The organism is Winogradskyella wandonensis (assembly GCF_004346845.1).
GTDB classification, from domain to species: Bacteria; Bacteroidota; Bacteroidia; order Flavobacteriales; family Flavobacteriaceae; genus Winogradskyella; species Winogradskyella wandonensis.
Genome location: NZ_SMGI01000006.1, coordinates 1 through 25,426, shown reverse-complemented (window position 1 = coordinate 25,426; position 25,426 = coordinate 1). Strand labels below are relative to the sequence as shown.

General features: G+C 34.4%; 26 protein-coding genes. 13 read left to right on the top strand and 13 right to left on the bottom strand.

Annotated elements, in window-relative coordinates; genetic code table 11:
- Nucleotides 1-17: 17 nt before the first annotated feature.
- The 7 genes from deoD to clpB form a co-directional block, all read right to left on the bottom strand.
- Complete coding sequence (gene deoD, locus DFQ05_RS13125) at nucleotides 18-716, bottom strand: purine-nucleoside phosphorylase (RefSeq protein ID WP_132706041.1); 699 nt, start codon at nucleotides 714-716, stop codon at nucleotides 18-20.
- Nucleotides 717-746: 30 nt separating this feature from the next.
- Complete coding sequence (deoC, locus tag DFQ05_RS13120; protein ID WP_132706039.1) at nucleotides 747-1,409, bottom strand: deoxyribose-phosphate aldolase; 663 nt, start codon at nucleotides 1,407-1,409, stop codon at nucleotides 747-749.
- Between the two features lie 197 nt (nucleotides 1,410-1,606).
- Nucleotides 1,607-2,476: a TraB/GumN family protein gene (locus tag DFQ05_RS13115; protein WP_132706037.1), complete on the bottom strand. Its 870-nt coding sequence runs from the start codon at nucleotides 2,474-2,476 to the stop codon at nucleotides 1,607-1,609.
- Nucleotides 2,477-2,690: 214 nt separating this feature from the next.
- A complete protein-coding gene (locus DFQ05_RS13110; RefSeq protein WP_132706035.1) occupies nucleotides 2,691-3,236 on the bottom strand; it encodes a hypothetical protein in 546 nt (181 codons plus the stop codon).
- The gene (locus DFQ05_RS13105) at nucleotides 3,236-3,601 is read right to left on the bottom strand and encodes an STAS-like domain-containing protein (protein ID WP_132706033.1); all 366 of its coding nucleotides are present in this window, start codon (nucleotides 3,599-3,601) and stop codon (nucleotides 3,236-3,238) included. Before DFQ05_RS13105 ends, DFQ05_RS13110 begins: the two co-directional genes overlap by 1 nt.
- Nucleotides 3,582-4,658: a hypothetical protein gene (locus tag DFQ05_RS13100; protein WP_132706031.1), complete on the bottom strand. Its 1,077-nt coding sequence runs from the start codon at nucleotides 4,656-4,658 to the stop codon at nucleotides 3,582-3,584. Before DFQ05_RS13100 ends, DFQ05_RS13105 begins: the two co-directional genes overlap by 20 nt.
- A 67-nt stretch (nucleotides 4,659-4,725) precedes the next feature.
- Nucleotides 4,726-7,332, bottom strand: coding sequence for an ATP-dependent chaperone ClpB (gene clpB, locus DFQ05_RS13095; RefSeq protein ID WP_132706029.1), 2,607 nt, complete (start codon nucleotides 7,330-7,332; stop codon nucleotides 4,726-4,728).
- Between the two features lie 180 nt (nucleotides 7,333-7,512).
- Here clpB and ytxJ point away from each other — a divergent pair, with 180 nt between their 5' ends.
- A complete protein-coding gene (gene ytxJ / locus DFQ05_RS13090; protein ID WP_132706027.1) occupies nucleotides 7,513-7,899 on the top strand; it encodes a bacillithiol system redox-active protein YtxJ in 387 nt (128 codons plus the stop codon).
- A 35-nt stretch (nucleotides 7,900-7,934) separates the two neighbouring features.
- Complete coding sequence (locus tag DFQ05_RS13085; RefSeq protein WP_132706025.1) at nucleotides 7,935-8,279, top strand: hypothetical protein; 345 nt, start codon at nucleotides 7,935-7,937, stop codon at nucleotides 8,277-8,279.
- Nucleotides 8,280-8,371: 92 nt separating this feature from the next.
- Here the strand turns inward: DFQ05_RS13085 and DFQ05_RS13080 are convergent, their stop codons facing one another.
- Complete coding sequence (locus DFQ05_RS13080; RefSeq protein ID WP_132706023.1) at nucleotides 8,372-8,758, bottom strand: thiol-disulfide oxidoreductase DCC family protein; 387 nt, start codon at nucleotides 8,756-8,758, stop codon at nucleotides 8,372-8,374.
- 155 nt (nucleotides 8,759-8,913) lie between these two features.
- Here DFQ05_RS13080 and DFQ05_RS13075 point away from each other — a divergent pair, with 155 nt between their 5' ends.
- Nucleotides 8,914-9,213 (top strand): HPF/RaiA family ribosome-associated protein, encoded by a 300-nt coding sequence (locus tag DFQ05_RS13075; RefSeq protein ID WP_073087501.1) that lies wholly within the window; start codon nucleotides 8,914-8,916, stop codon nucleotides 9,211-9,213.
- A gap of 36 nt (nucleotides 9,214-9,249) precedes the next feature.
- On the opposite strand, the gene rlmH is transcribed toward DFQ05_RS13075, so the two are convergent.
- Nucleotides 9,250-9,723: a 23S rRNA (pseudouridine(1915)-N(3))-methyltransferase RlmH gene (gene rlmH, locus DFQ05_RS13070; protein ID WP_073087499.1), complete on the bottom strand. Its 474-nt coding sequence runs from the start codon at nucleotides 9,721-9,723 to the stop codon at nucleotides 9,250-9,252.
- Between the two features lie 125 nt (nucleotides 9,724-9,848).
- Between rlmH and nadC the strand changes: the two genes are divergently transcribed.
- The 4 genes from nadC to priA all read left to right on the top strand — a co-directional run bounded on the left by nadC (nucleotide 9,849) and on the right by priA (nucleotide 14,581).
- Nucleotides 9,849-10,706 carry a carboxylating nicotinate-nucleotide diphosphorylase gene (nadC, locus tag DFQ05_RS13065; protein ID WP_132706021.1) on the top strand — a complete coding sequence of 286 codons (858 nt, stop codon included), beginning with the start codon at nucleotides 9,849-9,851 and terminating at the stop codon, nucleotides 10,704-10,706.
- A 64-nt stretch (nucleotides 10,707-10,770) separates the two neighbouring features.
- The gene (locus DFQ05_RS13060) at nucleotides 10,771-11,709 is read left to right on the top strand and encodes a YihY/virulence factor BrkB family protein (RefSeq protein ID WP_132706019.1); all 939 of its coding nucleotides are present in this window, start codon (nucleotides 10,771-10,773) and stop codon (nucleotides 11,707-11,709) included.
- Nucleotides 11,709-12,128, top strand: a complete 420-nt coding sequence (locus DFQ05_RS13055) for a DUF2147 domain-containing protein (RefSeq protein ID WP_132706017.1) — start codon at nucleotides 11,709-11,711, stop codon at nucleotides 12,126-12,128. The genes DFQ05_RS13060 and DFQ05_RS13055 overlap by 1 nt, the downstream gene beginning before the upstream one ends.
- Nucleotides 12,128-14,581 carry a replication restart helicase PriA gene (gene priA / locus DFQ05_RS13050; protein WP_132706015.1) on the top strand — a complete coding sequence of 818 codons (2,454 nt, stop codon included), beginning with the start codon at nucleotides 12,128-12,130 and terminating at the stop codon, nucleotides 14,579-14,581. Before DFQ05_RS13055 ends, priA begins: the two co-directional genes overlap by 1 nt.
- A gap of 301 nt (nucleotides 14,582-14,882) precedes the next feature.
- Here the strand turns inward: priA and DFQ05_RS13045 are convergent, their stop codons facing one another.
- Entirely contained in the window at nucleotides 14,883-15,578 is a 696-nt protein-coding gene (locus tag DFQ05_RS13045; protein ID WP_132706013.1) for a LytR/AlgR family response regulator transcription factor, read from the bottom strand.
- Between the two features lie 196 nt (nucleotides 15,579-15,774).
- On the opposite strand from DFQ05_RS13045, the gene rpsF reads away from it, so the two are divergent.
- From rpsF to DFQ05_RS13020, 5 genes are all read left to right on the top strand, one after another.
- A complete protein-coding gene (gene rpsF, locus DFQ05_RS13040; protein ID WP_132706011.1) occupies nucleotides 15,775-16,113 on the top strand; it encodes a 30S ribosomal protein S6 in 339 nt (112 codons plus the stop codon).
- Complete coding sequence (gene rpsR, locus DFQ05_RS13035; protein ID WP_199222004.1) at nucleotides 16,113-16,412, top strand: 30S ribosomal protein S18; 300 nt, start codon at nucleotides 16,113-16,115, stop codon at nucleotides 16,410-16,412. Before rpsF ends, rpsR begins: the two co-directional genes overlap by 1 nt.
- Before the next feature lie 13 nt (nucleotides 16,413-16,425).
- Nucleotides 16,426-16,887, top strand: coding sequence for a 50S ribosomal protein L9 (gene rplI, locus DFQ05_RS13030; protein ID WP_132706007.1), 462 nt, complete (start codon nucleotides 16,426-16,428; stop codon nucleotides 16,885-16,887).
- Nucleotides 16,888-17,084: 197 nt separating this feature from the next.
- Nucleotides 17,085-17,957, top strand: coding sequence for a glycerophosphodiester phosphodiesterase family protein (locus DFQ05_RS13025; RefSeq protein ID WP_132706005.1), 873 nt, complete (start codon nucleotides 17,085-17,087; stop codon nucleotides 17,955-17,957).
- Nucleotides 17,958-18,046: 89 nt separating this feature from the next.
- A complete protein-coding gene (locus tag DFQ05_RS13020) occupies nucleotides 18,047-18,523 on the top strand; it encodes a DUF6495 family protein (RefSeq protein WP_132706003.1) in 477 nt (158 codons plus the stop codon).
- 4 nt (nucleotides 18,524-18,527) lie between these two features.
- Here the strand turns inward: DFQ05_RS13020 and DFQ05_RS13015 are convergent, their stop codons facing one another.
- Nucleotides 18,528-19,772: an ABC transporter permease gene (locus DFQ05_RS13015; protein ID WP_132706001.1), complete on the bottom strand. Its 1,245-nt coding sequence runs from the start codon at nucleotides 19,770-19,772 to the stop codon at nucleotides 18,528-18,530.
- A gap of 160 nt (nucleotides 19,773-19,932) precedes the next feature.
- Here DFQ05_RS13015 and hisS point away from each other — a divergent pair, with 160 nt between their 5' ends.
- Entirely contained in the window at nucleotides 19,933-21,315 is a 1,383-nt protein-coding gene (gene hisS / locus DFQ05_RS13010) for a histidine--tRNA ligase (protein ID WP_132705999.1), read from the top strand.
- Nucleotides 21,316-21,367: 52 nt separating this feature from the next.
- Here the strand turns inward: hisS and DFQ05_RS13005 are convergent, their stop codons facing one another.
- The gene (locus DFQ05_RS13005) at nucleotides 21,368-24,772 is read right to left on the bottom strand and encodes an amidohydrolase family protein (RefSeq protein WP_132705997.1); all 3,405 of its coding nucleotides are present in this window, start codon (nucleotides 24,770-24,772) and stop codon (nucleotides 21,368-21,370) included.
- A 148-nt stretch (nucleotides 24,773-24,920) separates the two neighbouring features.
- A partial coding sequence (locus DFQ05_RS13000) for a T9SS type A sorting domain-containing protein (protein ID WP_132705995.1) occupies nucleotides 24,921-25,426 on the bottom strand: 506 nt, incomplete at its 5' end.

Sequence of the window (25,426 nt, the reverse complement as noted above, 5' to 3'; positions counted from 1 at the left end):
TTTGTTAAAAACGAGACTTAAGCGAGTTCTAAAGCAATTTCAATCATTTGCTTAAAGGTCGTTTCACGCTCTTTACTTGTTGTGCGTTCTCCAGATACCAAAGAATCAGAAATGGTAAGAATCGCTAGCGCTTTTGCATTGTGCTTGGCCGCAACAGTGTAAAGTCCTGCGGCTTCCATTTCTACACAAAGAACACCGAATTTCGACCATTTTTTGTAAGATTCCATATTATCTTCATAAAACTCATCAGACGATAAAACATTACCAGCTTTGATTGGGATATTTTTATGCTTTGCAGCGTTGACAGCTTTTATAAATAACTCAAAATCTGCGGTAGGAGCGTAGTCGGCACCACCAAAGCGTAATTCGTTAACACCAGATGTAGAAGATGCAGCCATTGCTAAAACAACATCTCTGAGTTTTACATCTTTCTGATAAGAACCAGCGCTGCCAACTCGAATTAGGTTTTTCACACCAAATTCGGTTATCAATTCATTGGCATAAATAGAAATACTTGGCACGCCCATTCCGGTTCCCATTGCAGAAACGCGTTTGCCATTATATATACCTGTGTAGCCATACATGCCCCTAATTTCGTTGAAGCAAATGGGGTTTTCAAAAAACGTCTCAGCTATCCATTTAGCTCTTAAAGGGTCTCCTGGTAGTAAAATAGTTTCTGCAATATCACCCTTTTTGGCACCGATGTGTACACTCATACGATAAAGTTAAACAAAGAATTGAAATACTTAGTAAGTAGAAGACGAAACTTGGTCATTAATCATTGCAACACCAGCAGAAGCGCCAATACGGTCTACGCCAGCTTCGATATATTTAAGAGCTGTTTCTCGGTCTCTGATTCCGCCAGATGCTTTTATTTGTGCCTTACCTTTTAATGTCTTTTTTATAATTTTTACAGCCGTAAGTGTCGCGCCACTTTTAGAGAAACCTGTAGATGTTTTTACAAAATCTACTTTAGCATCTACACAAATTTCCGTAGCTCTCACAATTTCGTTTTTAGAAAGTTCACTGATTTCTAGAATAACCTTCAGTGGTGTTTTGCCAATGGCTTTTTTTACTTCTGTGATGTCTTTTAAAACTGCGACGTAGTTCCTGCTCTTCATAAAGCCAATATTCATAACCATATCAATCTCTGTGGCACCATCTTTAATAGCTTGCCTAGCTTCAAAAACTTTAGAAGCTGTAGATGATGCTCCAAGAGGGAACCCAACTACTGTACAAATATTTACAGGCGTTTCTTTTAGTGCTTGCTTGGCGATAGGCACATAGCAACTGTTAACACAGACCGAATAAAAATTGTAAGTAATTGCCTCTGTGCATAGTTTTATAATTTCTCTTTCAGTAGCGGAAGCTTTTAATAAAGTGTGGTCTATATATGAGTTCAATTCCATAGCAATCTTAAATTATTAAACGAATAATCAAGGGAAAAATCGTAAGAAAAATTACCTACTTAAAGTAAATGGATGGAATTAATTAGCTCGACAAAATTAGCCATTTATCCGATAAAATGAAATTTTTTAAGTGATTTAACAGTGCATTTCATCGAATATTTCTAATATTTTCATCTATAAGGGTCGAATTCAGCTTTTTATTCTACTGCCTCAACTGTATAACCTGCTTTCCGTAATAAATTAATTACGCCGTTTTTTCCTGCTAAATGCCCTGCGCCAACACCAAAAAATGTTGGTTTCTCTTTAGCATACTTACCAATTTTTGGAATCCAATTTTTATTTCGGTTATCCAATAATTTATCTTGATATTTTGAGACGGAACCATAGGTCTCATCATTCATCATATCAATCATGGCTGAAATATTTTCCTCTTTATAAATTTTCATCATTTTGGCGAACATACTTTTATCATAAGCTAAATCGTCTTTTGCAGAACGTATCAAGTCTTTAGCTTGCTCTTCATAAGGAATTTCGTCAAACATGCTAATTTGAAAATCGATAGTCTCTAAACCTTTAATCTCTTCATCTTGTTGTTTAGCAACTTTAATGAGTTCTTCTTCAAAGGACATCATTGGGCAATCGATTAACTTTGGGTATAATGCTGCGGATAGAAAAAATGGCTTCATAGTCTGCATCATGGTAACTGAAATGCCCATATGCTTCTTAAGCATATTGTCTATAGCTTCATAGTCTTCCTCTGAAACGATATCTTTTAAGGTTAACCCATCTTTCATGTAGAGATGTTGCATCATTTCGGCTTGCATATTAGGTTCGTCCATGTCTAATTCTAAGACCAATTGTTCGGTCTCGTCTAGTGCCTTTTTTACATTAGCGTCTAGGGTGGCATCACAAGTTATATGAATTGTTCCGAAAAGGTAAGATGGAGTTTCAAGTCCATTTCCAGAGATTTTCCATAAAGTAGAATTTTCTAGTTGTTGTGCATTTGAAGTGAAAATAGATAAAAACGTAAGTAATAGCGTTGAGCAAAAAGCATTAAAAAATTTCATAGCGTATTGTGATTTTTATTTTGATGATATGTAACAATAAGATTCAACTTGTTACAATTTTTGTAGAGCATTCTAAAATAAAAAGGCAACGCTAATTTGTTTGGACGTCTCAAACGTATGTTGCGTTGCCTTAAATTGTCTGCCGCTAAGCAGACCAACCAATCATTATAAAGACTGTTTAGCGGCTATTTTGTTACAATTAATTAATCTGATGTTAAGTTTTGTTTATCTCAACAATTAATGAAGTAATGTGATGATTAAAATCTTTATGTAAAATAATTAGTTCATTGTTTGTTGAGTTTTCTAATGCAAATTTAATACTATCATAGAGATTATTAAATTCATAACTGTTAGTAATCAGTTTATGAATTTTTCTATTTTGTTCTTGAATGTATATTGTATTAAGTTTTAATTCTGTTTTTAAGAAATACTCTAGTTGTTGATTCTTTATTGAAAAGTCTTTAAATTTCTTTTTTATCTCATTTGGAGTCAACTTTTCATCTTTAATTTGTTGAATAAATTTATCATAATCACATTTAATACCAGAAATTTGATTTATAAAATAGTCTTTTAAAGATCGCGAATTACTCTCTCTGTTTTGAAAGTATGCCACTACTAAAACTGCAATTACAACGTTTACAATTATGCTTGCAAATGCTATTTTATCAGATGTACTGCTTATTCCTTGGAAACATAATATTAGAATCGTAATTGTTATAATAACTCCTAAAAACATATATAGATAATCTTTAGCTTTCATTATCTTTCTGGTTTTCTAGGTTGGTTTTCATCTTTTTTTCGTTTCCAATCTTTTAAAGTTTCTTTAAAAATCACGTCAATCCAATCAGGCTCTTCAAATGACTTAATTTCAAGATGAGTTTTTATTTCTTCAAATGGAAAATCATATACTAAATTTCCAAAACTTTCGTCTAGAAATGATGATGCGTAGCCTGCGGTACCATCTAAATCAACAGAAAGTATTTTTTCTTGATTTAAAGCTTTTTCAAAAGCGGGTTTAATCACTTCATAATAAAAATCTTCACCGGAATCATTATTACCTTGATGCTTATATCTCACACCAGGATATTCCGTAAAATCGATAACTCTAATTAATATTTTTTCCATTCATATAAGTTTTTAAATCTAATTCCCAATAATAAAATGTACCGCTAAATTCTTTATTCAATCTACTTGCTTTTCCAGTATTAAAGTTGACAATACTCTCATTTGCTATAACGATTAAATTTTTGATTTTATTCTCGGCTTGAGCCTTTTTAATTACTGGAAGTCCTTTATTTCTGTTGTATTGTTTTTTAAATCGTGAATTATATTTTTTATCAAAAACTCCTTCTAATATTTTTTCATCAGTATGCCAGTTCATTTTCTTAAAAGCATTTATATTAAATCTTTTTTTCAATGTTCTTATTATACCAAATCCATTATCAGTAAAAGTGAATATGAGTTTATTTTTTATCTTGTCATGATTTATACCCATAATCCAGTGTTTTTTATCCTTGTAAGCATGTTCTACTGAATTTCCATTCATTTCCTGTATAATTCCATAAACAGGAGGATAATGATTTTCTTTACCTGTCAAAGCTTTTATTCCAAGTTTAATACATTGTCCCACCTTTTTGCTCTCAGATTTTTCTTTTGCGAGCATTAAGAGTAAATTTTCTTTATTAGAGACTCGCATAGATTTTTTAATCGATTTTGAGACCTCACCCATATGCTCTAAATAACCGGAATCAATAAAAGCATCTTTCGTATTCTGTTTTTTAGGAAGATTACCTTTAACATTTATGTCATAAAGAGCCAATTCTTTAACGGAGGACAATAATAAACTAATAGTTCCTATGTCTATGCTTATTACATCTTTTAAATCAATGAAAATACTTTTTACTTCATGTGCAACGTTACGATAACTTTTTAGTTCACTTATAAATTCAATTACATTATTCGTGTGTTCAAGTAATTCTAAATTATTCTTCGGTGATATAGTAATATCTTTTCTTGACTTTTTTATAAAGTCTAAATTTCTCTCATAAGCCTTCGTTAGTGAATTTTCTTGCTTTCTTTTGTGAAATTTACCTTGCCTTTTTCGCCTTTTGGTGGCTCTGTCTTGAGTTTTTTTACTTTTCCGGACTAAGAATTTTTTTCTTTTACTTTTTAGTTTTTTCATCTAAAAAATTTAATTCTATGTAATTTATCAAAAAATGAAATCAATCAAACAAAATAGGAGAAAAGAATTAAATTTCTTCAATAACCAAATCACCTTGATTTCGGAAAACTAATTGACCATCAAATTCATCTAAAAGAATAATACTGTTAGTACTTACCTTACCAGCTAGGATTTCTTTACTCAATAGATTTAAGACTTCTTTCTGAATCACTCGTTTTACAGGTCTAGCACCGTATTCTGGATTGTACCCTTTATTGGCTAGATAGGTCTTTGCTTCTTGCGTTGCATCGAAAGTAATACCTTGTTGGGCAATCATTTTGGTTACCGATTTTAATTGTAAGTCCACGATATCAATAATATTTTCTTTTGATAATGGTGTGAACATTATGGTATCATCAATACGGTTTAAAAACTCAGGTCTAACTGTTTGTTTTAGTAAGCCTAATACATCCACTTTTGCGGCTTCCATCGCTGATGGAATATCCTCTGTAGCATTAAAACGCTCTTGAATAATATGACTTCCCATGTTTGAGGTCATAATAATAATCGTGTTTTTAAAATCTGCAACACGTCCTTTGTTATCCGTTAAACGGCCTTCGTCTAGAACTTGCAACAAAATATTAAAAGTATCTGGATGTGCCTTTTCAATCTCATCTAATAAAACTACAGAATAAGGCTTTCTACGAACAGCTTCAGTTAATTGCCCACCTTCATCGTAACCCACATAGCCTGGAGGCGCTCCAACGAGTCGACTTACTGCATGGCGCTCTTGATATTCGCTCATGTCTATTCGTGTCATAGCATTTTCGTCATCAAATAGATACTCTGCCAACGCTTTTGCTAATTCTGTTTTACCAACACCAGTTGTTCCTAAAAAGAGGAATGTGCCAATTGGTTTTTGCGGATTTTGCAATCCAGCACGAGAACGTCTTACGGCATCGCTTACCGCTTCAATCGCTTCTTCTTGACCGACAACACGTTTATGCAATTGGTCTTCTAATTTCAACAGTTTTTCGCGCTCGCTTTGTATCATTTTGGTCACTGGAATACCGGTCCATTTTGCTACAACATCTGCAATATCCTCGTAAGTGACTTCCTCTTTAATCAAAGCTGTTTCTTGCTGTGCGGCGAGTTGCTTCTGAAATTCTTCAAGTTTCTCTGTGGCTTCTTTAATTTTTCCGTAACGGATTTCAGCAACTTTACCATAATCGCCATCACGCTCAGCACGCTCAGCTTCAAGCTTATAATTCTCAATATCTTGTTTTATATTCTGAACATTCTCAACAACCTCTTTTTCGTTTTTCCATTTGGCATTCAGCTCGTTGCGTTCTTCTTTAAGGTTGGCTAACTCAGCTTTAAGAGACTTCAGTTTGCTTTCATCCTTTTCACGCTTAATCGCTTCATGCTCAATCTCTAATTGCATGATTTTACGATCCAGAACATCGAGTTCTTCTGGTTTAGAGTTAATTTCCATGCGTAATTTAGAGGCTGCTTCGTCCATTAAGTCAATGGCTTTATCAGGTAAAAATCTATTAGTAATGTATCTGTTGGATAACTCTACGGCTCCAATAATTGCTTCGTCTTTAATACGCACTTTGTGATGTGTTTCGTACTTTTCTTTGATACCTCTTAGAATAGAAATTGCGCTCTCGGTATCTGGCTCATTGACCTGTACTTTCTGAAAACGACGCTCCAGGGCTTTATCTTGCTCGAAATATTTTTGGTATTCGTCTAATGTGGTCGCACCAATGGCACGTAATTCTCCACGAGCCAAGGCAGGTTTTAGAATGTTTGCTGCATCCATAGCACCTTGACCGCCACCTGCACCAACGAGCGTATGGATTTCGTCAATAAATAGAACAATGTCACCATCACTAGTCGTCACTTCTTTAATGACTGCTTTTAGGCGTTCCTCAAACTCACCTTTATATTTTGCGCCAGCAATTAAGGCGCCCATATCTAAGGCAAATATTTGCTTATCCTTTAAATTTTCTGGAACATCACCATCAATAATTCGGTGTGCTAAACCTTCGGCGATGGCGGTTTTACCCGTGCCAGGCTCACCAACCAAAATTGGATTATTTTTTGTACGTCTCGATAAAATTTGAAGAATACGACGTATTTCCTCATCACGTCCAATTACTGGGTCTAACTTTCCGTCTTGAGCTAATTGGTTGAGGTTCTTCGCGTACTTATTTAAAGAATTGTAAGTCTCTTCCTGACTTTGGGAGGTGACGCGGTCGCCTTTACGTAATTCTTCGATAGCTGAATTTAACACCTTTTCAGAAACACCTTGGTCTTTAAGAACCTGAGCTATTTTACTTTTAGATTTAAAAATAGCCAAGACTAAATGCTCTACAGACACAAAATCATCATTCATTTTTTTAGCGATGATTGATGCTTCGTTGACTGTTTTTCCTGCTTCTCTAGAAAGCATGATATCTGTTCCGCTAACTTTAGGGTAGCTTTCTAAGTCTTTATCAAGAATTTGTTCTAATAACCCAACATTAACGTTGAGTTTTTTTAGTAAAAAGGGCAATACATTTTCATCGACATTGAGAATGCCTTTAAAAATGTGCTCATTTTCTATCTGCTGATGACCATAACTCTGCGCAATTTGTTGCGCTTGTTGTATAGCCTCTTGAGATTTAATGGTATAATTATTAAAGTTCATAGTTATATTTTTTATGTCAATTGTTGTTGACGTTTTTCTTTTTCTGTTAGGTATATTTCAATTATCTTACCAACTCAATAAAAACGACAAAATGTCTTAAAACCCTTGATTCACAATGACTTTTTGTCTGTTTGTAAGTCAAGATTTATTTTTCGACTTAATTGAAAAAGGAAAACATATATGGGACTATTTAATAAACTATTTAATTCATCATCAGAACCAAAAGACGAAAAAGTGTTGCCTTGGCAAGCCTTAACTACGGTTAGTCAATTAGATGAAATAGAAAAGCGCTCCATGGGTAAAACCCAATTGATTTTTAAGCACTCTACACGTTGTGGAATCAGTAGAATGGTAATGAATCAGTTTGCAGCGATGTACGATGTGGACTTAAACGCTGATTTGTACTATTTGGATTTACTAAATTACCGAGAAGTCTCTAACGAAACGGGTTATAAATTTCAAGTCTTGCACCAGTCACCACAATTGTTAGTTATTAGAAATGGTGTTACTGTTGCTCATGCCTCTCATGGTGCGATTAATGATTTGGATTTGGGAAAGTTTGTATAGCGTATTGATTTTTAGCTTGTAAAAAACAAAAAGATATGTTTGATGCATTTGGAAATAAAGTTCGGATAAAAAGTACTCCAGAAACAGAAAATAAAGGACTTGCAGGGAAGGAAGGTGAAGTTTTTGGACAAACAACTCCTTCAATGATGGACGTTGAAGTTATTGGAAGTCTAACAGAAGATATTGCAATAAATGTACATTTTGAAGATTTAAACGAGTCATTTTGGTTTGCTGAAGACTTGATAGAAAATTTAGATAATGGTCAAGGTACAGAAATTACAATTGATGGAGTTGGTAAAAAATGGACTAAAGGAGAAAATGGTGAATGGATTGAAGAAAATGTTAAACAAGACAGCAAATGGTGGCAGTTTTGGAAATAGAAAACTAGATTATGATAATGTATGTGAAATCATATTGCATAGATAGTTGCTAAACTTCATACACAAAACTCTTAAGCGTAACTCCAAAACCTCTACCTAAAATCAATAGTACAACTCTTAGAATTTCCAAACCATTTTACACGATTTTTAGAGGCTGTTTTATAGATGTAATCGCGTATTAATCTTGGAATAAAACCTAAAAGAGCGGCGACGCGTTTCCACTTTGGAATTTTAGAAATAATCTTTAGAAAACCGTCTGAGTGTGTTTTTACACCAGAAGCATCTATCAAAATCACGGTATCTAAACGTTTTGTAGGGAATCCGTGTTGGTGTAATAATTGCTGTCCATAAGCCGACTGAAAAGCTACAAACTGAAACAAATCCTCTGGCGCAAATTTGAGTAGCCAACCCACAACGCCGTTGCAGAGATTGCATTCGCCATCAAAAATAATTAGGTCTTTTTGTGTTTGATTAGTCATAACGATTTGATTTTGATTTATGTAGACGTAGCTATGTTGAGTAACTTTCAATTTAGGTTGTTTTTTAAAGCTTTTTTATGATAATTGTTAGGGCAAAAGCAGACTTAAAATCGTATATTTAAGTATAGAAGTTTAACCCAAAACACAAAATGGATATGACTGTAAATTTTGAATATGTAAATGTGGATGTTAGTGAAACACTTTCACAATTCACAAGAGAACGATTAGATAAATTGAGTAATAAATATGAGTTTTTAATATCTGCACAAGTCTATTTTAAACAAGATGAGAAAGACCATGAAGCTGGTAAAATTTGTAATATTGAATTGAGTTTACCTGGACCACGAATTTTTGCAAAATCAAACGAGCGTGAGTATGAGTTGGCAGTCACTGAAACTATAAACGACCTAAAACGCCAACTTGATAAACGAAAAGAAACTTATAAAGTTTATTAGATATTTATAAAAGCCTGAGTAACTACTCGGGCTTTTTTATCTATGATGGTAAGGCTCGTTTCGTAATATGGTAAAGCCACGATACAACTGCTCTATAAAAAACAAACGTACCATTTGATGCGAGAAGGTCATTTTAGAGAGTCCTAATTTGCCATTAGCACGTTGATAAACCGCATCAGAAAAACCGTACGGACCACCAATAACAAATACAAGTTGTTTAATGCCTGAGTTAAGGTGCTTTTGCAGATAGTTGCTAAAGCCCACAGAATCCATTTGCTTCCCATTTTCATCAAGAAGAATTACAACATCAGAAGTTTGTGTTTTTCCTAAAATAAGTTCACCTTCTTTGTCTTTCTGCTGTGCTTCAGATAGGTGTTTCGCCTTTTTAATATCCGGAATAATTTCCAATTGAAATTTTATATAAAACCCCAAACGTTTCTGGTAGTCTTCAATTAAAGTTTGAAGTTGTTTATTGTCGGTTTTGCCTATGGCGATGAGTTTTATTTGCATGCTCAAATTTACGAATTACAATTTACGATTTATGATTTCTTAGAACTAGGTAATGGATAAATCGTAAATCTAAAAATCGCATATCGTAAATCAATTTGCTATTTTTACGATAAATATTCCTACTAATGATTTCAAAAGAACAATTCAATAAAGAAATAGAGCTCATAATTGCTAATGCTATTCGTGAAGATGTTGGAGATGGAGACCACAGTTCGCTTGCATGTATTCCTGCTTCAGCTCAAGGAAAAGCAAAGCTTTTGGTAAAAGATGAAGGTATTATAGCTGGTGTTGAATTTGCAAAACAAGTGTTTGCTTATGTAGATGCAGACATGAAAGTGGAGACCTTAATTGAAGATGGTTCTAAAGTGAAATACGGGGATATCGCTTTTTACGTCGAAGGTGCTTCCCAATCCATTTTAAAGGCCGAACGACTGGTGCTAAATGCTATGCAGCGTATGAGTGCTATTGCCACTAAAACAAATACGTTTGTAGAGTTATTAGAAGGTACAGGAACTAAAATTTTAGACACGCGCAAAACCACACCAGGTATTAGAGCACTTGAGAAGTGGGCCGTAAAAATTGGCGGCGGAGAGAACCATAGATTCGCACTTTACGATATGATAATGCTAAAGGATAATCATATCGATTTTTCTGGCGGTGTAAGTAAGGCAATAACTAAAACAAAACAGTATTTAAAGGATACAAACAGAGATTTAAAAATCATTGTTGAAGCTCGTAATCTAGAAGAAATTAAAGAAATTTTAGATTGTGGCGGCGTGTATAGAATTCTTATCGATAATTTTAATTACGAAGACACACGCAAAGCTGTAAAATTAATAGGCGATAAATGCTTAACAGAATCCTCGGGTGGCATTAACGAAAATACGATTAGACAGTATGCCGAGTGTGGCGTAAATTATATATCATCGGGCGCTTTAACACATTCGGTGTATAATATGGATTTAAGTCTTAAAGCGGTATAGGTACAATTTTTAAAATGCAAAGACCAAATCGTTAATTGTCAATTGTAAATCGTAAATCACTTTTATGTCAAATTCTATAGAAGAACGACTAAAAAAAATACCAATAGTTTGCTCATTGGTAAACTTTAGTCAGCGAATAAAGCTTCCAGGACTAGAGGGATTATCGCTATACGATTTATTAGAACTGTATACTTTAGGCATTGTAAGAGGTACGTTAACTACACGCGCCAGCGCAATTGCTTTTAGTTTCTTTACAGCAATTTTCCCTTTTTTATTATTCGTAATTATACTTATTCCAATAATTCCTATAGAAGGATTTCAGGAACAATTTTTGGAGTTTTTGCAGTCTTTCTTGCCGCCTCAGACTTCAGGATTTTTTATGGACACCATTTTCGAAAATTTAGAAGGAAATAATAAGCAAGCTGGCTTATTGTCCTCAGTATTTTTATTGTCAATATTTTTAATGGCAAATGGTGTAAACGCTGTGTTTTCTGGTTTCGAAAACTCCTATCACGAGCAACTGACGCGAAATGTTTTTCAGCAGTATTTATACGCTGTAGGCGTTGCTTTAATTCTAGCGATGTTAGTACTCTTAACTGTGGCTGTGTTTATTTATACACAAGTTTATATAATAACCCCAATAAACGAAGCTATTAATGCCGAAGATGCCGCTAGCAAACAATTAATAACTGCAGCAAAATATGTCTTTTTTGTGATTATGATTTATATCGGGACAGCGACACTTTATTATTTTGGAACCAAAGAAGGACGACAGACTCGATTTTTTTCCATCGGAGCTGTTCTTACAACATTACTCATTATCCTAACCTCGTTTTTATTTGGGATATACATCGATAATTTTTCAAAATATAATGAATTGTACGGGTCAATAGGAGCATTATTAATTCTACTGCTTTACCTTTGGCTAAATGCCAATATTTTACTTTTGGGTTACGAGCTAAATGCTACATTACGAGGTTTACATAAACTAAATTCAAAATAATGAAACAAGCTTTACTATTATTTTTTGGACTTACAATGTTTAATTTGTCTGCCCAAGGTATTTTGGGTAAATGGAAAACCATTGATGATGAAACTGGTGAAGAGAAGTCTATCGTAAACATTTATGAAGTTGATGGTAAGGTGTATGGAAATATTATTGAGATTTTGAATCCTAAGAAGAAAAATTCACGTTGTACAAAATGTGAAGGTAATAACAAGGATAAGCCTATTGTGGGCATGCAAATTATAGATGGTTTAACGAAGAATGACGATGTGTATGAAGGTGGTACAATATTAAATCCTAGTAACGGAAAAGTTTACAAATGCCGATTGAAGTTGGAAGATGACTCCAACAAGCTACAAGTTAGAGGTTATGTGGCTTTTTTCTATAAAACCCAATACTGGAAACGTGTTAACTAATGACAGATTTTGTCGATGTTATATTGCCAATTCCGCTTCAAAAAGCATTTACCTATTACATAACAGAGGCAGAAGCATCTTTTCTAAAACCAGGAATGCGTGTTGCTGTACCGTTTGGTAAAAGCAAAATATATACAGCTCTAGTTTATAAAACTCATAAAACGCCTCCAACAGTTTACGAGGCTAAGACCATACATCAAATTCTTGATAAAGAGCCATTAGTTACAAACAAACAAATACAGCATTGGCAATGGATTGCTAGCTATTATATGTGTAGTTTGGGCGAGGTCATGCGAGCAGCAATGCCAAATGCATTTATTCTAGAAAGTGAAACTATTATTTCTAGAAATGAAAATCAGCAGGTTTTAGATTCTGATTTAAAGGATGACGAGTTTTTAATTTACGAAGCCTTGCATCACCAATCGTCCCTTAAAGTTGCAGATATTGTCTCGATTTTAGACAAAAAACGGGTTTTACCTATTCTTAATGGACTAGTTGAAAAAGGTGTTATTAAGCTTCAAGAAGAAATCTACGAAAAATATACACCAAAGTTAGTTAGATATGTTAGACTGCATGTAAATCATAAGTCTGAAGAAAAGCTTCAAGAATTGCTAGAAATTCTGAATAGAGCAAAAAAACAGCGCGAGGTCGTTTTAACGCTCTTTCAAATGGAAGCAACATCCAAAAAGCCTGTGAAGCTATCAGAATTAGTAGCGCAGAGTGGTGCATCTGTCGCTGTAGTAAAGACGCTAATTGATAAAAATATCTTGGAGGATTATCATATCCAAACAGATAGAGTTTTGTTTGAAGGTGATTTAACCTCAACGTCTAAGCAATTAAACACGTTTCAAACTAAGGCCATAGACGAGATAACTCTTCAGTTTAAGGAAAAATCTGTGGTACTGCTTCATGGCGTCACGTCTTCGGGTAAAACAGAGATTTATATAAAACTCATTGAGCAACAGCTAGCTATCGGAAAACAAGTCTTATACCTTTTGCCAGAAATTGCTTTAACCACCCAATTAGTATCGCGTTTGCAAGATTATTTTGGAGAACAGGTAACGGTTTTTCATTCGAGGTATTCTGGAAACGAAAGAGTAGAAGCTTGGAATAATATTTTAGAAAATTCGAGTAAAGCACAGATTGTTATTGGTGCACGGTCTGCTTTGCTATTGCCTTTTAAGACTCTAGGTCTAATCATTGTTGACGAAGAACATGAGCAGTCTTATAAACAGTTTGACCCTGCACCGCGCTATCATGCTAGAGATGCGGCGATTGTTTTGGCAAATATATTTAACGCTAAAACACTTTTAGGAACAGCAACACCATCATTAGAGAGTTACTATAATGCGTCTGAAGGCAAATATGGACTTGTAGAACTTAATCAACGCTATAATAATGTACTGATGCCAGAAATTGAATTGGTGGATTTAGCAGATAAATACAAGCGAAAACGAATGAAAGGTCATTTTAGTGACCGATTAATTGAAGAAATGACTGAAGCCTTAGCAGAAGGCTTTCAAGTGATTTTATTTCAAAATCGAAGAGGCTTTTCACCAATTGTAGAATGTACTACTTGTGGGCACTCACCGCAATGTCCTAATTGTGATGTGAGTTTAACCTACCATCAATACCGTGACCAATTGCGTTGCCATTATTGCGGTTATAATTCTGCGATGCTAAAAAGTTGTCAGGCATGTGGTAACGTTGCTTTAGATACTAAGGGCTTTGGTACAGAACAGATAGAGGAAGAGGTGAAAACCTTGTTTCCTGATAATTCTGTGGCACGCATGGATTTAGATACAACTCGAGGTAAATATGGTTTCGAAAAATTGATTACGCGCTTCGAGCAAAAAGAGATAGATATTCTTGTAGGTACCCAAATGTTAACCAAAGGATTAGATTTTAGATTTGTAAAATTGGTAGGAATACTTAATGCGGATAATCTTCTAAATTTTCCGGACTTTAGGGCTCACGAACGTAGTTATCAATTAATGGCTCAGGTTTCTGGTAGAGCTGGCCGAACAGATTTAAGAGGTAAAGTACTTATTCAAACCTATAATCCGCATCATAATATTTTGCAGCAAGTTTCTACCAATTCTTATTACGAGATGTATAAAGAGCAGCTGAATGATCGCTACAACTATAAATACCCGCCAGTTTTTAGATTAATAAAAATTACACTAAAACATAAAGATTATAACCGTGTAAATATAGCTGCCGATTGGTATGCAAAATCCCTAAGGCAATTATTTAAGTCTAACGTCTTGGGACCAGAGTTTCCACCAGTATCTAGAATTCGAAATTTATACCATAAAAATATTTTAATTAAAATTCCGCCAAAGCAATCACTAGCCAAAACAAAAGAAGCCATTTTAAAAATAGACAATAGTTTTATGTCTGTAAAGGACTTTAGGTCTGTCCGTGTAATTATTAATGTTGATAACTATTAATGAGACTTCAAATTTTCAAGACGCAGTTGAAGAAAATTTGACAAGTCGAATTAATGCCGCAGCATTGCGGTATCTCGTATAAAATGCATAGTTGAACTTCAAATTTTCAAGACGCAGTTGAAGAAAATTTGATAAGTTGAATTAATGCCGCAGAATTGTGGTATCTCTTGTAAAATGTATAGTTAAGCTTCAAATCTTAAAAGATGTACTTGAAGAAAATTTGACATGTTTTAACAGGTCTTAATTATATAAAAAATCCCAATCGGTTAGATTGGGATTTTAATATAGTATATGTTTGACTTTACATATTATTTAAAGCATCTACAAGCTGTGTTTTCTTGTTTCGGCTTAATGGAATTTCGTAAGCACCAACTTCAACATTTTTGCTATTAAAGCGGTCTATCTTATCAAGATTTACGATATAAGATTTATGTATTCTTAAGAATTTACCTTCGGGTAATTCTTTTTCAAAAGCTTTCATTGTAGATAGTACAACAAGGCTAGTTTCTTCGGTAACTACTTTTACATAATCGCCGAGAGCTTCAATCCATTTAATATCTTTAATATAAACTTTACGTTTTTTAAGATTGCTCTTTACAAAAATATGTTCGCCTTCAGTTTCGTTAAAGTCTAGTTTAAGTTTGTGTTGCTCAATTGCTTTTTCCACTGCTTGATTAAAGCGTTCTTTTGTAATTGGCTTTTGTAAGTAGTCTGTAGCGTCGTAATTAAAGGCCTTAAATGCATACTCTGTTTTTCCAGTAACAAAAATAATTTGGGGTTTATTATTAAGTACATCAAGTAATTCGAAGCCATTAAGAACGGGCATTTCAATATCAAGAAAGATTAAATCAACTTTCTTTGTATTTAAGCCATTTTTTGTTTCTAGGGCACTGCTGTATTCGGCAACTAGATTTAGGGACTCGTGATTTTCTATGAGTTTTACAATAGATAATCTCTGGATTGCAGAGTCGTCAACTACTACACAGTTTAAAGTCATAACATTCAATTTTTAGGTTAAGCTTCGACAATAGTACAAAAAATTCGGACAAATACCAAAAATCATCGTTAAACTGCAAAAAATATTCAGATTTTTAAAATCAATTAGAGATTAAAAAATAAGCTCTAAATCCTTGGTACACTTTTAAATAATATGTATTTTTGCACCCGTTTTAACAATAAACAAACAATTTATTATGAATCATTATGAAACTGTTTTCATCTTAAATCCCGTTTTATCTGAAGACCAGATAAAGGAAACAGTAAAGAAATACGAAGATTTTCTTGTTTCTAAAGGAGCTAAGATGATAGCCAAAGAAGATTGGGGCCTAAAGAAGTTAGCGTATCCAATCCAAAACAAAAAGAGTGGATTTTATCACTTATTTGAGTACACTGTTGCTGGCGAGGTTATAGAGCCTTTAGAGTTAGAGTTTAGACGTGATGAGCGTTTTATGCGTTACTTAACTGTAAAGTTAGACAAGCACGCTGTGGCTTGGGCTGAGAGAAGAAGAGAAAGAAACAAACAAAAAGCGTAATTATGGCATCTATCGAACAACAAGCAAAAGGAAAAAAAGATGGAGAGATTAGATATCTTACTCCGTTAAATATAGAGACGTCTAAAACCAAGAAGTATTGCCGTTTCAAAAAATCTGGAATTAAGTACGTAGATTACAAAGATCCAGACTTTTTATTAAAGTTTGTAAACGAGCAAGGAAAATTATTACCTAGACGTTTAACAGGGACTTCTTTAAAATATCAAAGAAAAGTATCTGTAGCAGTAAAAAGAGCAAGACACTTGGCTTTAATGCCATACGTAGCTGATTTATTAAAATAAATTTATCATAACAATGGAACTTATATTAAAACAAGACGTTGAGAATTTAGGATTTAAAGACGATATTGTAACAGTTAAGAACGGTTATGGTAGAAACTTTTTAATTCCTCAAGGGCAAGCAATTTTAGCGACAGCTTCTGCAAAGAAAGTATTGGCTGAAAATTTAAAGCAAAAAGCTTACAAGGAAAAGAGTATTATTGCTGAGGCAGAAAAAACTGCGGAAGCTTTAAAACAATTGCAAATCGCTATCCCTGCAAAGGCAGGTACAGGAGCAACTGCTGGAGACAAACTATTTGGTTCTATTACCAATATGGATTTAGCCGCTGCACTTAAAGATCAAGGACACGATATAGATAAGAAATTTATTTCTATCAATGGTGGAAACATCAAGCGTTTAGGTCAGTACGAAGCTGCAATTAGATTACACAGATCTGTAACCGTAGATTTTACTTTCGACGTAGTCGCAGAAGCTTAATCTCAACTATAAAAATTTTAAAAACCGTTTAGTTTAAGCTAGACGGTTTTTTTATTAGCGAGAACTCATTTTGAAAAGACTTTCGTCGAATTCAAAATGCTTAGTTGAGCTAATTCCGCTGGAGAGCGGAATCTTTCAAATTGAAGTTTTTTATTAGCTTTAATATTTCTATCAAAAAATAATTTCAACAGATAAGTATGCGCTTTTTATACATTTTATCTTTTACTCTTCTTTTTTTAGGTTGTAAGAATGAAAAGAAAGAAACTCTAAAAAAAGATTCTGTTTTATTAGAAACGTTTCGTTACTCAAACAATAAAGCACCAAAAATTAGTGTGCATCGCGGTGGAAAATCAATAAAGAACTATCCTGAAAATTGCTTAGAGACCATACAATATGTTAATGAGCGTTTAGAGGCCATTTACGAAATTGATGTTGCCAAAACTAAAGATGGTCAACTCGTTTTAATGCACGATAATTCTATAGACAGAACGACAACTGGTTCTGGTTTAGTAAAAAATAAAACGTATAACGAGTTAAAAGCATATAATCTTGTAGATGATTTTGGGAACGAAACCACTTATAAAATACCACTCTTTAAAGACGTTTTAGAATGGTGTAAAGCAAATAACGTTGTATTAAGCGTAGACATTAAACGTAGCGTTCCTCAAAAAGAGGTTATTAGGGCAATAAAAGATGCTAATGCAGAAGACGTGTGCATCATTATCACCTACAATATGGCTCAGGCAAAAACAGCTTATGCTACAGCACCAGATATGCTACTGTCTGTTTCCGCAAGAAATCATCAAGAATTAGAGGTTTTATTAGCTTCAGAAATTTCTACCAAAAATATGATTGCCTTTACTGGCACACGCTTATCGGATAAATCGTTGTTTACTAAATTACACGATAATAATATACTAGCAATGTTAGGCACTTTAGGGAATTTAGATAAGCGTGCCGAAGCACGAGGTGATACGCTATACAATCAATGGATGGCATTAGGTATAGATATGATTGCTACGGATAGACCGTTTGCTGTGGCAAAGGCTTTAAAAAATGAAAAGAAGTAAAGTTGAGATTCTGAAACAACACTTCGATACTTCGACTATGCGCAGCACAGGAAAGTTCAGTGTAACAGTTCAGAATAACAAATAGTGATATGAAATACGCAAGACTTACAAAAGAACAGTTTGAAGAATTACATCAAGAATTTATAAACTTCTTAGCTACGCAATCGATTACGGCTGAAGAATGGGAAGATATTAAAAAGAACAAGCCTGAAGCCGCAGAGCAAGAGCTCGATGTCTTTAGTGATTTGGTATGGTATGGTGTATTAAATAAAGTTGAATATTTAGAGCATATCTCTCCGCAGCAGCTTCATTTGTTTAAGTGTAAAGAAAAAGACATGCATCTAATTGCCTTAAAGATTAATAATGAAGCAATCGATTTAACTACTAAAGATGGTTTTGCATGGCTTCGTGATAATTTGCTGTCGGATAGTATCGAATTTTATAATGCAAAAAAGGATTACTCAGATGATAAACTTATGGATATTTTCACCTTGATTCAGCAAGGCGCAAATATTACCAAGGGCGAATTGTTTCAGTATTTCGAAAAACTAATAGGGCAGAAGTAATTGGCTACTCATAGCGCAACGACTCTATCGGGTCTAGTTTAGCAGCTTTTGTCGCAGGATAAACACCAGAGACAACTGCAACTATAAATGCTATGGTTACACCCCAAAACATGGCAAACCATGGCGTAGAAAAATTAAGTTCAAAAACGGTGGCAAGTAACCAACCAATTAAAATCCCTAATACGATTCCTAATAAAGCACCTAATTGACCGATAACAACAGTTTCTATAAAAAACTGAACGGCTATAGTTTTGCTCTTAGCTCCTAAAGCTTTTCTAACTCCAATTTCTCGTGTACGCTCACTAACAGATACTAACATTATGTTCATTAGAGCTATGGTGGAGCCAAAAATGGTTATGATACTTATAATCCAAGCAGCAACATAGAGATAGCTAGAGATATTACTTATTCTATTTATTAAATCTTCGCTACGTTCTAAGCCAAAATCATTTTCTTCAACAGGGTTAAGGCCTCTTACATTTCGAAATGTTAAAACGGCATCATCTTGTGCGCCTTCAAGCATATCTTTTTTGTCAACTTTAATGCTAAGGTTGTAGTTAATAAAAGGATTAGTAAAAATTGAACGGGCTTTTTGGATGGGTAGGATAACCCTTAAATCTTGGTTATTTCCAAAAGTGGCACCTTTTTCTTTGAGATGCCCAATAACTTTAAACTTTGAACCTCTAACACTAATGGTTTTTCCAACAGGGTTAACATCTTTAAACAAGGCTTTCACCAAATCACTACCAATCACGCAAACGGCATTATTATTTGTAATATCAAAAACATTAAAACCACGACCACCTTCAACTTCTAAACCAGAATTCTCTAAAAAATGCTCGTTAGCACCTAAGACTGTAACTTCAGGATCTGTTTTATCAGAATCTGTTTTTATTTCAGCGGCTCTTGTACCTATAAAAGAGACTGAGGTCTTTGTAAACGGAAAATCATAATTATCCTGAAAATCTTTTACATTTCTATACGTAATAACAGGGTTTACTTTCTGACGTTCTCTACTACTTTGGCGTTGGGTATTAAACTCGTAGCGTTGAATATTAAATGTATTTGCACCCATCGAGGAAAAGTCACTAGAAATGGTGTTTTCCAAAGCAGATACACCACTTAAAATTCCAACAAGTGCCATAATACCAATGCCAATAATCACAACAGTAAGTATCGTTCTAAGAAGTTGCCCTTTTATAGAACCTAGGGCTATTTTTATATTTTCTTTAAAAAGAGAAACTTTCATTTTTTAGCTTAAGAGTTTGCGTCGGTTTGCTATAAGACTACCAAACGCCAATAAAGTTACTACAAATTTGAAATTACTTGGCTTTGCCTCTAAAAATTATAATATTTTTGTGACAAATTGAGATTAACGAAACGACCTTCTGCCTTTGCAGAAAATAGATATGGCACAAAAACCAAGCATACCAAAAGGAACTAGAGATTTTAATTCTGAAACTGTAGCAAAACGTAACTATATTTTTGATACGATTAAGTCTCAGTTTCAAGTTTATGGATTTCAACCCATAGAAACCCCAAGTTTCGAAAATTCTGAAACCTTGATGGGCAAGTATGGCGATGAAGGTGACCGTTTGATTTTTAAAATATTGAATTCGGGTGATTATCTATCTAAAGTCGACAATCGTTTTTACTTGGATAAAGATTCCAATAAATTAACTCCACATATCTCAGAAAAAGCCCTTCGTTACGACTTAACTGTACCTTTTGCACGTTATGTAGTACAACACCAAAATGAGATTGAGTTTCCGTTTAAGCGTTATCAAATTCAGCCAGTATGGCGTGCAGACCGTCCGCAAAAAGGACGATTCAGGGAATTTTATCAGTGTGATGCAGATGTTATTGGCAGTACGTCTTTATTTCAAGAGGTTGAATTTATTCAACTTTACGATGCAGTTTTTTCGGCTTTAAATTTAAAAGGCACAACGATTAAAATCAATAATCGTAAAATTTTATCTGGTATTGCTGAGGTTATCGGTGCTCAAGATAAACTCATAGATTTTACGGTGGCTCTCGATAAACTCGATAAAATAGGCGAGGAGAAGGTCAAGGAAGAAATGTTTGGCAAAGGAATTTCTCAAGAAGGCATAGACAAGCTTCAACCTTTATTTACACTTTCGGGTGATTTTGGTTCTCAAATCGAAAGTTTAAAATCTATTTTAAGCATTTCGGAAGTTGGAATAAAAGGAATAGAAGAATTAGAGTTTATAAACAAAGCCATTTCTTCACTAGAATTAAAAACTGCAAAACTTCAACTAGATGTTACACTTGCTCGCGGATTAAATTATTACACAGGCGCTATTTTTGAAGTCTCTGCACCAGAAGGTGTAAACATAGGCTCGATTGGTGGCGGTGGTCGATACGATGATTTAACGGGGATTTTTGGTTTAAAAAATATGAGTGGCGTTGGTATTAGCTTTGGCTTAGACCGTATTTACTTAGTGTTAGAAGAACTCAATTTATTCCCAGAATCTGTAAAAGAAAATACGAAAGTATTATTCATCAATTTTGGAGAAGAAGAAGCAATGTCTTCTCTGAAAGCTGTCACTGCATTAAGAAACGAAGGTATTAAAGCAGAATTGTATCCAGATTGGATAACTTCTGGGAAGCAGATGAAAAAGCAAATGAATTACGCTAATAAACGCGAAATACCGTTTGTGGTTTTGGTAGGTGAAGAGGAATTAAAATCTAATAGTTTTACATTAAAGAATATGGCTTCTGGAGAACAAGAAGCAGTTAGTCTTAACGAGTTAATTTCTAAATTAAAATAAAAAAGACTGCCACAAATTGACAGTCTCTTAAATATTCTATTGACTAAATGAATTAGTTTTTCACACCTGGTAGATTATTAGGACGCTTAGTTTGCCAATTAAATTTATCGGCTTTCTTTGCTACTGGCGCTACTTCATCAAGCGTATTTGCATCATAAACAATTCCGTTTTTTACAACATGCGTTAACGTATTTGTGTTACGTAAATTGTCTAATGGATTTTTATCCATAATCAAGATATCAGCAATTTTACCTGTTTCAATACTACCTAAATCTTTATCTAAGCCTAAAGCTTCAGTTCCTTTAATAGTCGCTATTTTTAAAGCATCCATGTTACTCATTCCTCCGCTAGCCACTGCCCAGAGTTCCCAATGAAAGCCTAAACCTTGTAATTGGCCATGACTTCCTACGCCACCAATACCATCAGCTTCAATAAGGTCTTTCATAAATTCGGCATGCTTCTGAAACACATGTTCTTCATCCATAAACCATCCTGGACGTCTTCTAGATTTTTGAGCTAATTCTTCATAAGGCGTAAAATATTGTAGTTTTTTGTCACCATAAGGATTTTCTCTTGAGTAGAAATAATTTTCAGCCCAAGGACCACCGTAAGACACCAGTAATGTTGGCGTAACTGCCATTTGAGATTCTGCTACAGTTTTAATGACATCATCATAGATTGGATAAATAGGGAAGGAGTGCTCGTGCCCAGGATAACCATCTATGAGATTTACCATGTTTTGCTTAAAGTCTAAACCACCTTCTGTTGTAGGCATTAATTCTAACTCTTTACATGCTTTAATCACCCATTGACGTTGTTGACGATTACCAACCAAATACATCTTTATGGTCTTGGTATTGTAGTACTCGCTGTATTGTTTTAACACATCTTTTGCGTGGTCGTAGCTTTCGATGTTATAAGCCCAAAAACCGACTCCTGGACCTGTACTGTAAACTCTTGGTCCATGCATCATGCCAGCATCGACCATATCAGAATACGTTAATACATCTGTAGTTGCTGTTTGTGGGTCTCTCGTTGTTGTTACACCGTAAGCGAGATTTGCAGAATATATCCAAATCTGATTTTTATGTACGCCCCAATTTGGCCACATGTGCGCGTGAGTATCAACAAAACCAGGTGTTATTGTTTTTCCGCTAACATCAATTACTTTTGTATCGCTAGGTACTACAAAACTTCCTGAAGCGCCAACATTTACAATTCGGTTATTTTCAATTAAAACATCTCCATTTTCGATTACTTCATTACCATTCATGGTAATAATACGTCCACCTTTAAGAAGTGTTTTTCCATTTGGAATAGAGCGAGCATATTTTACAACAACTTTATATTCATCGGCTTTAAACTCTGCCTTTTCCTTTTTCTTTTCTTCTTCCTTTTTCTCAGTTTTAGTTGAATCTTTTGATTTTTCGACTTCTTTTAGTTCTTTTTCTTTCTTTTTTGCCAGTTTTAGGCTGTCTGCAAAAGCTTTTCCTTTTTCTAAATCATAAATGAAGTGACTAGCACCTAAAGACCAATGCACTTTTTTACTGTTTGAAGACCAAGCTGGAAATTCGCCTCCCATAATTGTCAGTTTGTTTGCTGGGAAAGCAGCACCTTCAGCTTTAGCTAAAGAAATAGAAGGTGTTGTTCCAATTTTTGGAATGATAACCGTGTAGACATCGTTATTAATCTTGGTTAACGCGTGGGTGCCATCTGGCGAAATTTTAATTACAGCTGGTCTTGATGCTGTATTATTTTCACGCCATCCTTCTTCGTGGGTTGGCATTGCGGCATGTACATCGTGCTCAATTCCGAATACATCTGAAGAACCATAAGTTTTAATTCCTGTTAACTTAAGATGTTCTTTTTCATCTGTGCCATCCCATCTTATAGAAATTAGACCTTTACCACCATGATTAAGATATACTCTGTCATTAATTTTTGTGAAATGTGGTGTATTTCTTCCCTTTGTCTTGTCAATAATATTGATGCTTCCACCATCGGCAGATATCCAAGCTAATTCATCTGAAGCTCCAGCAGCAAAAGGACCGATAGCATCGTTGTAAGACTGTGCAGACCCTTTTATAAAGGCTATTTTGTTAGATTGATATGACCAAGCCGGCATTGTGTAAATCCCAGTTTGTTGAGTTAGTTGTGTTAATTTTCCACCAGTCGCATTGACTTTGTAAAGATGTCCACCACCATTTTTCCAAGTCGTGAATGCTATTTGCTTGCCATCTGGTGACCAAGTTGGCTGTGCTTCTGTAAAATTATGCTTTGTTAATCGTTTTGGTGTTCCATCAGGAAGACTCATGACATATAAACGGTTTAATGCTGTAAATGCAATTTTAGAACCATCAGGTGAAGGAACGGCATCACGAATTTGAGTTACAATACCTTCCGAGCTATCATCAATGGGATATTTAAAAGAGACTCTTGGTCCCATATCTAAATCCAAATCAACCTTAAATGGAATTTCTTTTGCTTTATTATTCTGAATAGAAATTGAATATATTTTTCCGCCATAAGAAGCAATTAAATTTTTACTATCTGGTGTAAATGACATTGCTGGAAGCACGCCTAACGGCGCAATAGATTCTTGTTCATCCCTTTGAACAGGATATGCTAACCAACGTTCATCACCAGTTTTTAAATTCCTAAGTACTAATCCTGTATGCTCTTCAAAACGGCTACCATAAACCATATAATTACCATCATTAGAAAATGTTGGGGTAAAAGCTGAGCCATATCTTGATGTAATAGTTTCGGTATCACCATCTTCACGGTCGTAACTTACAATTTGATATTGTGGTAATTGTGCATTATAATCCCATGCACCACGACGAGACGAAAAATAAATATGATTGCCATCCGCACTAAAGGCTGGGTCAATAAGTTTTTGCGTTTTATTTTTTGAAAGGAGTTCGGCGCCAGAACCACCATCTTTATGCAAAATGAATGGTTTAATATTTCGCCTTCCTCGCGTACCAACAATATAATCGCCATCAGGACTCCAAACGGCAGCTACATGGTATTTGTTTTTGTCTTTGGTGAGTTGTTTTTGCTCTTTGGTTTCTAAATCCATAGTCCAGACGTTGTCCGAACCGCTCTTATCTGAAATGAAGACAATAGATTTTCCGTCAGGGCTATATCTTGGATGAACATCGTATGGCATTCCTTCTGTAATGCGAGTGGCTGTTCCTCCAGAAATTGGTATGGTATATAAATCGCCCATCATGTCAAAAATGATGGTTTTTCCATCAGGGTGAACATCTACCGATATCCATGTGCCATTATTTGTGGAGAACGATATTTTACGTTCTGGCTCAAGTGGTAATTCTTTTGTGGCTTTTTTAGTGGAATCAGCTTCTTTTTTATCAGCTTTTTGCGCATTTATTTGAAGTCCTATTGTAAGAACGATTATGGTTAGGACTTTGGTTAAGACGTTGGCTTTCATTTTATAGAATGGATTAGTTATAAATTTAAAGCTCTAAAATAATCATTTATTGATTGCAAAATCAATCAAAATTAGGTGTGCCATAAAAACAAAAGAGGTTGTCTAGTAAAGACAACCTCTTTGAGAGGGTTAAGTAAACCGCAGAACTTTAATTAATCAAAACTTTTTTAGATACCGAACCGCTTACAGTATTTAATTTAATGATATAAGTCCCAGGATTTAAATTCCCAACATTGTATTGTGATAGGTTATCCGATTTAATATCCTCAATACTTAGGACATGCTGTCCTAGGATATTAAATAATTGTATGTCATTGACTTGTAATCCATGAGGATTGATAAGCACGAGTTTGTCTATGTTATTTGCATATCTCACGTCTAGTTTATCTTCATTGAGATTAACATCATCTGTGCTTAGACTTGCATTTGGGTTATGAAATACAATTTCAAAACGATTATCGTAATATCCCGCATTAAGGAAAAACTCGAAGTGTCCTTTTTTGAAGTCGTGATAGTAATCTAATTCTATATCATGCAAGAAAATGTCTTGTTCTAAAGATATATTTACGAGCTCGTCGATTTTGATACTATTATCGCCATCCTCAGAGGTGTAAATAATTAAAGGATAACTCGTGTTTTCTTCCATACTATTAG